Source organism: Nocardia yamanashiensis (assembly GCF_021183565.1).
Lineage (GTDB): Bacteria > Actinomycetota > Actinomycetes > Mycobacteriales > Mycobacteriaceae > Nocardia > Nocardia yamanashiensis.
The window spans coordinates 6,899,490-6,912,442 of the sequence record NZ_CP089226.1 but is presented as its reverse complement, the minus strand read 5'-3'; the positions used below and the strand labels follow the sequence as shown (position 1 = coordinate 6,912,442).

General features: G+C 68.4%; 13 protein-coding genes and 1 pseudogene. 10 read left to right on the top strand and 4 right to left on the bottom strand.

Annotation, left to right across the window (positions count from 1 at the left end; all coding sequences use genetic code 11):
• Positions 1 to 251 precede the first annotated feature (251 nt).
• Positions 252 to 665, bottom strand: a complete 414-nt coding sequence (locus LTV02_RS31865) for a hypothetical protein (protein ID WP_233035405.1) — start codon at positions 663 to 665, stop codon at positions 252 to 254.
• A gap of 490 nt (positions 666 to 1,155) precedes the next feature.
• Here LTV02_RS31865 and LTV02_RS31860 point away from each other — a divergent pair, with 490 nt between their 5' ends.
• Both LTV02_RS31860 and LTV02_RS31855 read left to right on the top strand, forming a co-directional pair.
• A complete protein-coding gene (locus tag LTV02_RS31860) occupies positions 1,156 to 1,356 on the top strand; it encodes an ATP-binding protein (RefSeq protein WP_233035404.1) in 201 nt (66 codons plus the stop codon).
• Positions 1,353 to 1,924: pseudogene (locus LTV02_RS31855) on the top strand (response regulator). Before LTV02_RS31860 ends, LTV02_RS31855 begins: the two are co-directional and overlap by 4 nt.
• A gap of 331 nt (positions 1,925 to 2,255) precedes the next feature.
• On the opposite strand, the gene LTV02_RS31850 reads toward LTV02_RS31855, so the two are convergent.
• Entirely contained in the window at positions 2,256 to 3,167 is a 912-nt protein-coding gene (locus LTV02_RS31850; RefSeq protein ID WP_233035403.1) for a LysR family transcriptional regulator, read from the bottom strand.
• A gap of 186 nt (positions 3,168 to 3,353) precedes the next feature.
• On the opposite strand from LTV02_RS31850, the gene LTV02_RS31845 reads away from it, so the two are divergent.
• The 6 genes from LTV02_RS31845 to LTV02_RS31820 all read left to right on the top strand — a co-directional run bounded on the left by LTV02_RS31845 (position 3,354) and on the right by LTV02_RS31820 (position 8,941).
• Positions 3,354 to 4,253, top strand: coding sequence for an SDR family oxidoreductase (locus tag LTV02_RS31845; RefSeq protein ID WP_233035402.1), 900 nt, complete (start codon positions 3,354 to 3,356; stop codon positions 4,251 to 4,253).
• 65 nt (positions 4,254 to 4,318) lie between these two features.
• The gene (locus LTV02_RS31840) at positions 4,319 to 5,170 is read left to right on the top strand and encodes an alpha/beta fold hydrolase (RefSeq protein WP_233035401.1); all 852 of its coding nucleotides are present in this window, start codon (positions 4,319 to 4,321) and stop codon (positions 5,168 to 5,170) included.
• Positions 5,163 to 5,735: a TetR/AcrR family transcriptional regulator gene (locus LTV02_RS31835; protein WP_233035400.1), complete on the top strand. Its 573-nt coding sequence runs from the start codon at positions 5,163 to 5,165 to the stop codon at positions 5,733 to 5,735. The genes LTV02_RS31840 and LTV02_RS31835 overlap by 8 nt, the downstream gene beginning before the upstream one ends.
• 165 nt (positions 5,736 to 5,900) lie before the next feature.
• Positions 5,901 to 7,235 carry a lipase family protein gene (locus tag LTV02_RS31830; RefSeq protein ID WP_233035399.1) on the top strand — a complete coding sequence of 445 codons (1,335 nt, stop codon included), beginning with the start codon at positions 5,901 to 5,903 and terminating at the stop codon, positions 7,233 to 7,235.
• A 96-nt stretch (positions 7,236 to 7,331) separates the two neighbouring features.
• On the top strand, positions 7,332 to 7,868 hold the full coding sequence (locus LTV02_RS31825; RefSeq protein ID WP_233035398.1) for a hypothetical protein: 537 nt from the start codon (positions 7,332 to 7,334) through the stop codon (positions 7,866 to 7,868).
• Entirely contained in the window at positions 7,868 to 8,941 is a 1,074-nt protein-coding gene (locus LTV02_RS31820; protein ID WP_233035397.1) for a PrsW family intramembrane metalloprotease, read from the top strand. The genes LTV02_RS31825 and LTV02_RS31820 overlap by 1 nt, the downstream gene beginning before the upstream one ends.
• On the opposite strand, the gene LTV02_RS31815 is transcribed toward LTV02_RS31820, so the two are convergent.
• Complete coding sequence (locus tag LTV02_RS31815; RefSeq protein ID WP_233035396.1) at positions 8,908 to 9,546, bottom strand: HD domain-containing protein; 639 nt, start codon at positions 9,544 to 9,546, stop codon at positions 8,908 to 8,910. The genes LTV02_RS31820 and LTV02_RS31815 overlap by 34 nt on opposite strands.
• Positions 9,547 to 9,646: 100 nt before the next feature.
• Between LTV02_RS31815 and LTV02_RS31810 the strand changes: the two genes are divergently transcribed.
• Positions 9,647 to 10,600: a GlxA family transcriptional regulator gene (locus LTV02_RS31810; protein WP_233035395.1), complete on the top strand. Its 954-nt coding sequence runs from the start codon at positions 9,647 to 9,649 to the stop codon at positions 10,598 to 10,600.
• An 80-nt stretch (positions 10,601 to 10,680) separates the two neighbouring features.
• Positions 10,681 to 11,682 carry a zinc-binding dehydrogenase gene (locus tag LTV02_RS31805; protein ID WP_332909543.1) on the top strand — a complete coding sequence of 334 codons (1,002 nt, stop codon included), beginning with the start codon at positions 10,681 to 10,683 and terminating at the stop codon, positions 11,680 to 11,682.
• Here LTV02_RS31805 and LTV02_RS31800 read toward each other — a convergent pair.
• The gene (locus tag LTV02_RS31800; RefSeq protein ID WP_233035393.1) at positions 11,679 to 12,749 is read right to left on the bottom strand and encodes a metallophosphoesterase; all 1,071 of its coding nucleotides are present in this window, start codon (positions 12,747 to 12,749) and stop codon (positions 11,679 to 11,681) included. The two genes, LTV02_RS31805 and LTV02_RS31800, sit on opposite strands and share 4 nt — an antisense overlap.
• Positions 12,750 to 12,953 lie beyond the last annotated feature (204 nt).

Sequence of the window (12,953 nt, the reverse complement as noted above, 5' to 3'; positions counted from 1 at the left end):
CGGATCACGATCGCTCCCGCGAGGACAAAGGCACCGATCACGACGGGTCCGTGCAGCAAGTCCCGCAGGGCCGAGGCCAGCGCCAGCGCAATACAGCCGAAGCCGATCGACACCGCGAGCCCGGCGCAGCACCGAGCGGATTCGCGCCCAGCGCTGATATCCGGGCGGGTCGGTCCGGACCAGGAAGGCGAAATAGCTGATCATCCAATCGACGTGGATCGCCACCAGCACGACGGCAGCGACTACGAAGATCAGGGACATGGTGGGCGGCGGCATTGACCGGTGATCGAGGTGTTGCCGTGGATGCACGCGCGCAGGGCGAGGACCGAACGCCCGATATCGCCGGGGATCGTCCGGGTACCGACCGCGCCGGCCTCCAGTTCACGAATGGCATTCATGAGCCGTTCCAGCTGCTCGGGATCGTCAGCGGACAGGGCGGCGATGGCGGCGTGTTCCAACTCCGTGAAGCGCGCCAGCCTTCGCAACGTCCCGGCGCGCTTGTCTCCCGGTTGAATCGACCGCATCAATTCGGCGGCCTTTTCGTTCGCGCGCTCGATGGCGGTGAGGGCTGCGGGGAGGTCCTGGTTGCCGAGCTGAGTTGCGGCCCGCCGGCGGAGTTCGCGGATCTCCCAGACAGCGTTCTCGAGTGGGTTGGACGACGTCATCGTGTCCTCCCGGATCGGGGTTGCACTGTTACCCAGTCATCGCGCGTGCATTCGGCTATGTGACAGCAAAGGGTTGGGGACAGGTGTGGGCGGGATCCGCTCGCCACCTCGCTGGCCGCCGAGGGAGTGCTGCTGCCGGGATTCGAATTCGGGCATACCGGCCCGGTGGTGGCGAAGGTCGGGGCGGCCATCACGCTCACCGAGCTGGCCGCGCGGCGGAGCGCATCGCGCATCACGTGTCGTCGACCGTATTGCGGGTGGGGATCGCCCGGCATGCGGTGCCCGATGCTCCCGGTGCTGCAGGTGCTGGACGAAATTCACGCCGCTGGCCGGCAGACGCTGGCCGATCTGCGGAAGCTGGTGACGATACTGCGAGATCCGAACGGCAATGACGAATCCTTCATCGCGCCTGCGGATTTGGCCGAGGCGATCGGCGCGGCGGTGGAGCGGGCACGCGGGCGGCGGGGTGCGAGCGCGCCTGGAGATTCGGATGACGGACAGCACCGTCGATTTCGAGCTGACCGATTACGGCGGGCACGGCGGCGAACCTGAAAGTTCTTCGCACGGAGTGGGTTTGATCGGGTTGGGCGAGCGGGTCGCATTGCTCGACGGCGACTTCTCCGCCGGGGCGGCGCCGGGCGGCTGGCTGGTCAGCGCGCGGCTGCCCAGCCGATCGCGGGTGGCGGCATGACGATTCGGGTGCTCGTCGTCGACGACCAGCAGCTGGTTCGGGCCGGGCTGCGCATGCTGTGCCAGACCGCCGCCGATCTCGAAGTCGTCGGGGAGGCCGCCACCGGCGGCGATGCCGTACGCATGGATGCGCGGCTGCGGCCGGATGTGGTGTTGATGGATCTGCGCATGCCCGGGATGGACGGAATCCGGGCCACCGAGCGGATTCTCGCAGCTCGGCCCGTCGCCCGGGTGGTGGTGCTGACCACCTTCTGCTGGCCGGGATCCGCCGGGCCGCGGCCGGTGACCATCCGTTCTCGCCCGAGGTGCTGCGCCGGGTGGTGCGATCCGCCGTGACGGCCCGGGCGGGTGCGGAAATGCCCGCTCCCGCCGGGGAATCGGGGCTCACGGCTCGGGAGCGGGAGGTGCTCGGGCTGGTGGCGGAGGGCTTGTCGAATACCGAGATCGCGCAGCGCCTGCATGTCGGCGTGACCACGGTGAAGACCCACATCACCAATTTGATGGCCAAGACCGGGGCATCGAACCGGGTCCGGCTCGCGGTGCTGGGGCTCGGCAGGGGCATGCTTTGACGGTTCGGCGTGAGCACAGTTGTTATGAAGGATTCTGACCGAACAGGAAGCGTCAAGTCTTCGATCGATGCCGGTCCGGTTGAGCTGAACTTGGACCGCCTGCTAGCGACGCGAAGCCACCGGCACTCCACAAGCGACTGATTACCACAGTGATTCGCCAGTTCTGACTTCAAATGCGAATTACGACTGAGCGTTTGCGTCAGAGACTTCCTAATACTTTGTTACACAATATGGATGCATGCTGTGAACAACGGAGTTTTTAGACATTGTCACTGTTGAACAGTCGCCCGAACAAGACGCTGCACTCTTCCAAAAGCGGGCAATGCGGTCGCTATGTTTCCGGCGGTTCCTGCACTGATCGCCCACCCGGAAGCAGATCCGCGGCTAACTTTCCGAAGGCGGTAACCAGCCGGCCGCGCTCGCCGGCACGAGTTGCCAGGACGACATGACTGGGATCGACCCCGGTGAGGGGGACGGTGATGAGGTCGGCCCGGAAGACGGCGGCGGTGGCGGGGACGATGGTCGCCGCCTTGCCCGCGGCGATCAGTTCCAGCTTGTCCTCCAGGGTTTCGATCAGGGGACCGTCGGGGGCGCGGCTGCCGTCGGGCCGCGGGTCGATGCGCCAGAAGGCATTCCAATCGGGGTCGGACAGGCGAGTGAGAGGCTCGTCGGCGATGTCGTCGAGGGTGAGCGACGCACGAGTGGCCAATGGGTGGTCGCGGGGGATAAGGAGGGCCCGGCGTTCGTCGTAGAGGACGGTGACGTGCAGGCCGGCGGTGGGGAAGGGCAGGCGGGTGACGACGGCGTCCACCCGGCGGTCCAGGAGGGCGGGCGCCGGCTCGCCCAGATCCAGGTGGCGGGTATGGATTTCGGCGTCGGGATGCAGCCGGGCCAGTTCCCGGACGACAGGGGTGACGATGATGTTCGTGGTGTAGCCGATGACGATGCGGCTGGGGCGGGCGGCGGCGCGCGTTTCGGCGGCGGCCTGGGCGGCGGCGCGCAGCAGGGATTCGGCGCGCGGGCGGAAGACCTCGCCCGCCGTGGTGAGGCGGGTGCCCTGCGGGGTGCGGTCCAGCAGGCGGGCGCCCAATTGCTTTTCCAGACTTCGGATTTGACGGCTCAGCGAGGGTTGCGCGATACGCAGTTCGGCGGCGGCGCGGCCGAAATGGCGGTGCTCGGCGACGGCGAGGAAATAGCGCACCAGCCGTAGTTCGAGATCCACCGGCGGCGGGGCATCGGACATCACTGCATCCTAGTCCACGAGCGGCGGCGATGATGCGGTGGCGAGCGCTCTCACCTGCGGCGATGCCTCGAACGTATTGCGCCGTGCGAAACAGGTCTTGGACGACGGGTGCGCGCCGGATCGAGAGTGGAGGCCGGCGCCCGGCTGTCGATGCGGGCGCATCCCTCATCCGTTCAGGAGTTTTTCATGCGTGTATTCGTCACCGGGGCAACCGGTTTCGTCGGCTCGGCGGTAGTAGAGGAGTTGCTCGGCGCCGGGCATCAGGTGCTCGGCTTGACTCGATCCGAAGCCGCCGCCGCGGCATTGACGGCGGCCGGGGCCGAACCGCATCCCGGCTCGCTCCGCGATCCGGACAGCCTGCGCGCCGGGGCCGCCGCCTCCGACGGCGTCGTGCACCTGGCCTTCGAGAACATCTCGGCGCACACCGACATGGTGGCCTCGTGCGCGCTGGACCGGCAGGCCATCGAGGTCATGGGGGCCGCGCTGGCCGGATCGGATCGGCCGCTGGTGGTCACCTCCGCCGCCGCGCTACTGCCCAAGGGCCGCTTCGTCATCGAGACCGACTCACCCGACACCAGTCCGCTGGGCGCGCTGCGGGGCGCGTCGGAGGGCGTGGCGCTGGCGTTCGCCGAGCGTGGGGTGCGGGCCACGGTGGTGCGGCTGCCACTGTCGGTGCACGATGCGGGTGATCACGGATTCGTGCCGACGCTCATCGAGATCGCCCGTGCGGCAGAGGTTTCCGGATATCCCGGGGACGGCTCGAACCGCTGGACCGGGGTGCACCGGCTGGATGCCGCCCGGCTGTACCGGCTGACCTTGGAGCAGGCTCCGGCCGGAACCTGCTGGCACGCCGTGGCGGACGCGGCCGTCCCGTTCCGGGAGATCGCCGAGGTGATCGGGCGGCAGCTGCATCTCCCCGTCGCCGCGGTCGCCGATCCCGCCGCGCATTTCGGCTGGCTCGCGCCGTTCACCGGGTTCGACAGCCCGGCCTCCAACGCGCTCACCCGGGAGCGGCTGGGATGGGAGCCGATGCACCCAGGACTGCTCGCCGACCTGGAGAAAGGCCATTACTTCGGCAGGGGTTGACGAGTCAGGCTAACTGCATTAGCTTTATGGCTATCGCAGTTAGCTTCCCTCGCTAGGAGAGACCAATGACCGAGTACGTCGAGATCGAAGGCGGCCGGATCGCATACGACGAGATCGGCACGGGACCGCTGGTGGTGCTGTCGCACGGCATCGGCGACCGCCGGCAGGCGTACCGGCACCTGGCTCCGCTGCTCGCCGCCGCGGGCTACCGGGTGGTCAGCGTGGATGTGCGCGGACACGGCGAATCCAGCATGGGGTGGACCTCGGTGACGGGACAGGAGGCCATCAGCCGCACCGATATCGCCGATGATCTGATCGCGGTCATCCGCCGGCTGGGCGGGCCGGCCGTTCTGGTCGGGCACTCGATCTCCGGCGGCGCGGCCACCATCGCGGCGGCCAAGGCCCCCGAGCTGATCACCGCCATCGTGGAGATCAACCCGTTCACCCGGGTCCAGAAGTTCGACGTGGCAGCGCTGCTCACCGTCTCGCGGTTCCGGCGCGGCATGGTCCCGCTGCTCAGCACCATGATCTTCAAGAGCCTGAAGCAGTGGCGGAAGTACCTGGATGTGGCCTACCCGGTCAAGCCCGCCGACTACGAGCAGTACATGGGCGAGCTCGACGCCAAGCTGCGCGAGCCGGGCCGCATGGCCGAATTCATGAAGACCGGCAAGACCGATCCCGCCGACGCACAGGCCCAGCTGCCGCACGTCACCCAGCCCGCGCTGATCATCATGGGCGCCGAGGAGCCGGACTTCCCGAATCCGCGGGCCGAGGGCCAGGCCATCGTCGACGCGCTGCCGGCCGGGCTGGGCAGCCTGGCGATGATCGAGAACGCGGGCCACTACCCGCACGCGGGCAATGCCGAGCAGACCGCCGAGCTGATCCTGCCGTTCCTGAAGGAGCACGCGGTTGCCTAGGGCCGGACTGAGCAAGACCGAGGTGGTGGCCGCCGGGGCGCGCTTGGCCGACGAGGTCGGATTCGCCAATCTCACCCTCGGCGGGCTGGCCGAACGGGTCGGGGTGCGCACGCCCTCGCTGTACAAGCACGTGGACGGGCTGCCCGCGCTGCGGCACGAGATCGCCACGCTGGCCAGTGTCGAATTGGACCGGCGGGTGCGGGACGCCATGCACGGCAAGACCGGACGGGAAGCCCTGGCGGCCTTCGCGAATGCCTTCCGCGACTTCGTGATCGAGCATCCGGGACGGTATGCCGCGACGGTGGGGGAGCCGTTGCACGGACCGGAGGATCCGCTGTACCGAGCCAGTTTCCGGGTGATGGAATCCATGCAGGTGGTGCTGCGCGGGTACGGCGTTCCCGAGAGCGAGATGGTGCACGCGGTGCGGACGCTGCGCTGCGCCTTCCACGGCTACGCCACCTTGCAGACCTCCGACGGCTTCCAGTGGAGCGATGACGCGCCCGCCAGCTTCGAGTGGATGATCGGGTTCATCGATCGCGGGCTGAACCGGGCCGAAAGCGTCTGACCAGCAGCGCAGCCCCACCGCCCGGTTCGTGCAAGTGCACAAACGGGTCGTCCTACCCTTTGGCCGCTGTCAATGGTGCCGGGTCCGCCTTTCCTGTGAGCTGGAGCGAACCCGCCGCCGCGGTGTGACCGGCGGCACCAGATCAACGGTGATTCGGAGGATGTGATGACCAAGTCCCGGGGACGGCTGGCGCTACTGGCGCTGGCGGCCTGCGTGACCGTGGGGAGTGCGGGGGTGGCGGCGGCGGATCCGGACTATCCGCCGACCTTCCCGGCGGACCAGAACCAATTGCCGCAGTTGCCCACCGAGCCGCAGCTCTACGATCTGCTGCCGATTCCGAGCCCGGACAACGATCCCTGGTACGACGATCCGGCCGATCTGGCCTCGTACGCGCCGGGACAGATCGTGCGCAGCCGCGAGGTGCAGACCCGGCTGATCGGGCTGCCGATCCCGGTGTACACCAAGCAATTGCTGTACCGGTCGAATGACGTGCACGACAATCCGATCGTCACCGCCACCTCGGTGATCGTGCCCGGCATTCCGTGGCAGGGCAGCGCCCGGCCGGTGGTGTCGTTCCAGGAGGCCATCGACTCCACCGATTCGGCCTGCAATCCCTCGCACACGCTGCAGACCGGGACCATGAAGGAAGCCGCACTGAGCATCTACTGGCTCATGCAGGGCTTCGCCCTGAACGTCCCCGACTTCGACGGGAAGTTCAATACCTTCAACACCTACGCCGAGGGCAAGATGGTCCTCGACAGCCTGCGCGCCATGAAGAACGATGCGGGACTGGGTCTCACCGATTCCGGCATCGCGCTGTACGGATACTCCGGCGGCGGATCCGGTTCGATCCGCGCGGCCGAACTGCGCCAGAGCTACGCGCCCGATGTGCGGATTCTCGGCACCGCCATCGGCGGCGCGCCCGGCAATCTGCTGGAGGAGGCCCGCTACGCCACCCAGGATCAGCCGGGTCTGGCCGGTACCAGCAACTTCACCATGTGGCTCGGGTTCGCCTCGCTCGCACGGGAATACCCGAACGAGTTCGATCCGAAGGAGCTGCTGACCGCGGAAGGCCAGGCGCTGCTGCGAGATGCGCAGAGCCGGTGTTACGCCACCCTCGCCCTCAGCGGGGTGTACCGGCCGATCAGCGACTACTACCAGCCGGGTAAATCGCTGGAGTCCGCGCCGGAGATCGTGAAGGTGCTCGAGGACAACAGCCTCGGCCATTACATTCCGGACACCCCGATCCTGTGGTGGCACGGCATGTGGGACGAGCTCATCCCGCCCGTCAAAGTGGTCCTGCCGACCGTGCAGTCGTACTGGGATCGCGGCGCGGACCTGCGTTTCTACACCGTGCCGGTGCCCGAGCACATCACCAATGCGGTGACCGGCTGGCCGCCCGCGGTGGCTTGGACCAGCGCGCTGCTGCGCGGTCTCGCGCCCGGGCCGAAGTTCTTCGCGGCCTTCGCGCCGCTGCCCGCGGGGTTCCCGGGTAGCTGATCCCGCCCGTGTTGCTGCCGGAATTGGGGGGATTCCGGCCCTAACGTGGACCGCACGGCCGATCACCAGGGGTTCCCTGTGGAGAGGAGCACGTGCGTGCAGCTACGTCGCGGGAACGACTGGAAACAGGCGGGGGTGGTGCTCGGCGCGGTCATCGCGCTGACCGCGATCCCCGCCGCCCTGGCCCGAATGGCGCCGGTGCGTGAGGAGATCATCCCCGGCGGCGCCGAGATCACCCTGACGGCCGCGGGCGAGGAGCCGGACACCATCGCCGTCGATATCCGGGCGGACGGCTGGAAGTCCCTGCCCACCGGCGATCCCACCTCGGCGGTCTTGAACAGCCCCGACGGCGGGGTGCTGCTGATCACCGTGGTCAACGGCGTCACCGATTTCCCCGAAGCGGCCGAATGGCGGCGCAAAGTGCTGGGGCTGCAAGCCTTCCCGGTGGCCTTCGACGGCGGCGAGATCAGCAATCAGCACGGCTTCGCCGGGCCCACCTGTCGCGGGGAGAAGTACGTCGGGGTGTGCGCCATCATGGGCAATCACAATCTGATCGTCTCGCTCATGCTCACCGGCGAGCGCTCGGGGACCGCGCTCGAGAACGTCATCGAGACCTTGCGGGTGGTGGAGTGATGAGCTGGATTCAGCCGAAATCACTGCTGTTCTGGGTCTATTGCCTCATCGTGTGCACGGGCGCGTTCGCCCTGCTGATCCAATTGCTGCCGGTGGCGCGGGTGACCTGGGGCGGCATCCTGGTCGGATTGCCTTTCACCGTCGCCACTTTCGCGATGGTCACGATCATCCTGCACCGGCTGGACCTGCTGCGCGCACACCGGGTCATCGGCAAATGGCTGGCCCTGGGCTTCGCGTGGGGTGCGGGCGCGGGCACCGGCATCGCCATGTTCGCCAATGACAAGAACATGCGCTTCATCCAGAACGTGGCCGGGGACGGGTTCGCACAGAACTGGCAGGCCCCGATCTCGGCGTCGATCGTCGAGGAGGGCATCAAGGGGGTGGGCGTGTTCGCGGTGGCGTGGCTGAGCCGCCCGATCCTGCAGCGCCCCATGCACGGGCTGCTGCTCGGCGGGTTCACCGGGCTGGGCTTCCAGGTGGTGGAGAACATCACCTATTCGGCCAATGCCGGGATCAATTCCGCCCAGGGCGCGGCCGGTCCGGCGCTGCTGGTCGGCATTCTGCGCCTGGTCACCGGTCTCACCTCGCACTGGATGTTCACCGCGCTGGCGGGCATCGGCATCGTGGTGGCGCTGGCCGCCTCGGAGCGTTCGACCGGGCAGCGCTTCTCGTGGTTCCTGGGCTGCTATCTGCTGGGCGCGGCGCTGCATTTCGCTTGGGACGCACCGCAACCGGAGGATGCCGGGCTGTGGAGCATCGGGTTGAAGATGCTGGTGTACATCACCCTGTTCGCCATCGTCTACCTGCGGGTGGTGGTGCGCGACGAAAGGCGCTGGTTCCGTGCGGCTTCCGAATGGGCGGTGAGTTCGCATCTGGCCCCGCCCGGCGAACTCGACACCCTGGTCACGGGCCGCGCCCGCCGCGCCGCCCGCCGGGCCCACCCCGGTCCGGCGGGGACGACGCGGCGGCGGCAGCGGGAGCTCATCGACTGGGTGCAGGTCGTCGGCACCCGCCGGGATACCGAGACCGCGCTCGCGCATCACTCCGGCCAGGGCGAATTCCGGATGACCTGAACGAAATCGCCGCGTTCGAAGCCCGGGACGAAGTGGGCGAGGACATCGGCCTTCACATTGCCGAAGGTGGTGTCCGGGCGATCCTTGATGCCGTCGGTGAAGGCGGCCAGGATGTTGTTCTTGAAATCCGGGCGGGGATGGGCCGCGACCACTTCGGCGCGCTGCTCGTCGGAGACTTCCGCGTAGCCCAGGCCCAGCACATCCAGTTCGACGCCGCGGGTGACCAGGGCGATCTCGGGAGCCATGTGCAGCGGGATCTCCGGGGTGGTGTGCAGGGCGATGCCGGTCCACACCAATTCCGCACGCGCGCCGTCGATTCCGTGGGCGTGCAGGAAGCGGCGGGCCTCGTCCGCGCCGTCGATCTCGAAGCGCTGATCGGTGCGGCGGTAGCGGTCGGTCAGGCCCAGGTCGTGGAACATGGCCCCGACGTAGAGCAGTTCCGGGTCGAAATCCAGGCCCTGACGTTCACCGTGCAGCGCGCCCCACAGATACACCCGGCGGGAATGGTCGAACAGCAGGGGTGAGGCCACCTCGCGCACCAGTTCGGTGGCCGCGCGCGCCAGGTCGCTGTCCGGGATCCGAACTCCCGCAATCTTTTCCGTCATCGTCTCGCACCTTTCCGGTGATCGTTGCCTGGAATCAGCTTCGTCTCCGGAGGTAGGCTCGGGCCATGTCTGAAATGACGAGAAAACCACAGATCCGGACATGACGCACCGGGTGGCGTTCGTGGTCTTCGACGGGTGCACGCTGCTCGATGTGAGCGGGCCGTCCGAGGTGCTGCACCAGGCGACGCGGCGGGGATTCGAGTACGAGGTGACGCTGGTGTCGGCGCGCGGCGGTGAGGTCCGGACGGCGGATGGGCTGGTGCTGGGCGGAATTCGCGCCGCCGCGTCGGCCGGACCGGTGGACACGGTGATCGTGTCGGGTGGCGAGCGGCTGGCCACGCGGCCCATCGAAGACGAATTGCTCACGGCGACAGCCGCGCTCGCGGAGACCGCCGGGCGGGTGGCGGCCATCTGCACGGGGGCGTTCGTGCCCGCGCGGCTGGGCTGGCTGGACGGGCGGCGGGCCACCACGCATTGGCGGCACGCGCGCACGCTGGCGGCGCGGTATCCGGCGATCCGGGTGGAGGCGGATGCCATTCATATCGCGGACGGGCGGTATCTGACCTCGGCGGGGATCACCGCGGGGATCGATCTGACGCTGGCCGTGGTGGAGCACGATCACGGTGCGGCGGTGGCTCGGGACATCGCCCGGGAACTGGTGGTCTACATGCAGCGGCCGGGCGGGCAGTCGCAGTTCTCGGCCGCGCTGGCCATCCCGCCGGCGCGCAGCGAGGTGCTCCGGAAGCTCACCGCCGCGGTGCTTTCCGATCCGGCCGGGGATCACGGTCTCGGTGCGCTGGCGGATCGGGCCGTGCTCAGCACGCGGCATCTGACCCGCTTGTTCCAGGCCGAGTTCGGGCTCACCCCGGCGCGCTGGGTGGAGCTGGTGCGGCTCGATCGGGCGAAACAGCTGCTGCTGGACGGCTATTCGGTGACGGCGGCGGCCGAGCGCAGCGGACTGGGCACCGACGAGACGCTGCGGCGCGCCTTCGCCCGCCATCTCGACACCACCCCGACCGCCTACCGGCAGCGCTTCGCCACGACCGGGTACTGAAGACGGGCATAACGGGCTTCGGCGCCGCTTAGAGTGGCGGGGGACGAGCACTGCCGCACGACCCCCGAGGAGCGATGACCATGCTGGCCGCACGACTGCATCTGGGAACGAACCGCCGACTGGAACTGGACGACGTGCCGATTCCGGAGCCCGGCCCGGACCAGGTGCTGATCAAGGTCGAGGCGGCGGGCGTGTGCCTGTCGGATGTGCACCTCATCGACGGCATGCTCAATCCGCTGTTCCTGAAGGGCGACGTGGTCACCCTCGGGCACGAGGTGGCGGGCACCGTGCACGCGCTCGGACCGGATGTCACCACCGCGCGGATCGGCGACCGGGTGCTGTTGCAGGCGGGCGAGACTCGCGGGGCCGCGGTCTACACGCGCGGCGTGGACTATGACGGCGGCTGGGCCGAATACACCCTGGCGCGAGTCGACACCCTGGTGCCGATTCCCGACGATCTGCCCTTCGAGCAGGCGTGTTTCATTCCGGACGCGGTCTCCACGCCGTGGGCGGCCATTACCGCCACGGCCCAGGTGAAAGCCGCCGAGCCGGTGGGCGTCTGGGGCGTCGGCGGGCTGGGTGCGCACGGCGTGCAGCTGCTGCGCATGGTCGGCGCGGCCCCGATCGTCGCGGTCGATCCGCTGCCGGCCGCGCGTGAGCGCGCGCTCGAACTGGGCGCGGACTTCGCCTTCGATCCGGCCGATCCGGACCTGCGCCGCAAGATCTTCGCCGCCACCGGCACCGGTCTCGCCGCCGCCTTCGACTTCGCGGGCGTGGCGGCGGTGCGCGAACAGGCCGTGGTCTGCATGGGCCCCGGCGGCCGGCTGGTGCTGGTCGGGCTCACCGACAAGCCCATCACCATTACCGGCGGCACCGCGTTCAGTTTCTTCCAGCAGCAGGTGCGCGGGCATTACGGTTCGCAGCCCGAGCACGTCACCGAACTGGTGAAACTGCAAGGGCTGCATCGCATCGACTTCGCGCGCTCGGTCAGCGCGGTGGTGCCGCTGGCCGACGCCGCCAAGGCCGTGCACGATCTGGACACCAAGGAAGGCAATCCGATCCGGATCGTGCTGAAGCCCTAGCCCAAACGGCGCTGGAAGGCGGTACCGGACGCCCCGTTCGCGAGATCCACGGTCATGACCCGCAGGTCGGCCGCGGACGGGGTCAGGTCCAGCACCATGAAGCCGAGATCGTTGTAGTTCTCGTAGAGCGCCGGATTCTGCGTGCCCTTGGACTTGTCCCCGCCGACGGACTTGGCCGCCGCGCCGGAGATGAGCTGCCGGGTGCCCTTGGACGCCGTGCTCGGGTCCAGCACCTGTAGCGAGTGGTCGTGCCCCGACAGGATGAACTGGCACCGGCCCAGCACGTGCTGTTCGAAGAAGTCCTTCACGTGAATGCCGTTGATGGGGGCGATGTTCAGGCCCTCGTACTCACCGGCGTTCCCGTGCGGGCCGTTGTTCAGGTACGGGTGGTGGGTGCAGGCGATCTTCCACTTCGCGGGCGATTCGGCGATGGCCCGGTCCAGCCAGGCGGCCTGCTCGGTCATGAACTGCCCGTCGGCCGCCCAGTAGGGGGCGAACAGCGGCGGCAGGTAGGCGGCGATGGGATTCAGGTCCAGCACGAAGAATTCGACGATGGGCTGCTCGTGCGGCACCCGCACCGAGTAGTAGCGGGACGGCATGAACCAGCGCGATGAACGCTGGTGATAGTTCACCTCGTGATCGCCGCGCAGCAGCCAGCCGCCGTCGCCGGGCAGGATCGAACTGTTGTCGTGATTGCCCTGCACCATGATCCAGGGGAAGTCGAGATCGTGATTGGGGTCCTCGAACTTGGCGCTGAACTGGGCGTCGTCATCGGCCCAGGGACCCTGTTCGTAGACATTGTCGCCGAGCCCGAGGGCGAAGGAGATCGGTTCGCGGGCGTGCAGGGCGCGCATGGCGTCGGCGACCTGCCATTGCGGCCGCGCGCCGGTGCCGGCATCGCCGGTGACGAGAATGCGCAGGTCGGTGGACCCGGGGAAGGCCGCCTTGGTGACGCCCGCGGATTGCGGGGCGTCGGCGCGGGCCGGTGCGGCGGCGACCGTGGTCAGGCCGGCGGCGGCTGCTGCTCCGGCGGCTCCGGTGAGGAAGCCGCGACGATCCACGGTCATTCAGATCTCCTGTTCCATTCTGGTCGATTGACCAGTATTCCCGCTCGGTTCGAACCGCGCGCGACAAGGGCGAATGCGGGTTCACCCTACCCAGCCGACACGCCGCGTTATTCGAGGCAGCGGACCTTTTGACACGGTTACTCCGCGGTGAGAACGTGGTGTGTCCGTTTTCTCACCATCAAGCTCGGCCACAGGGGGACGCTG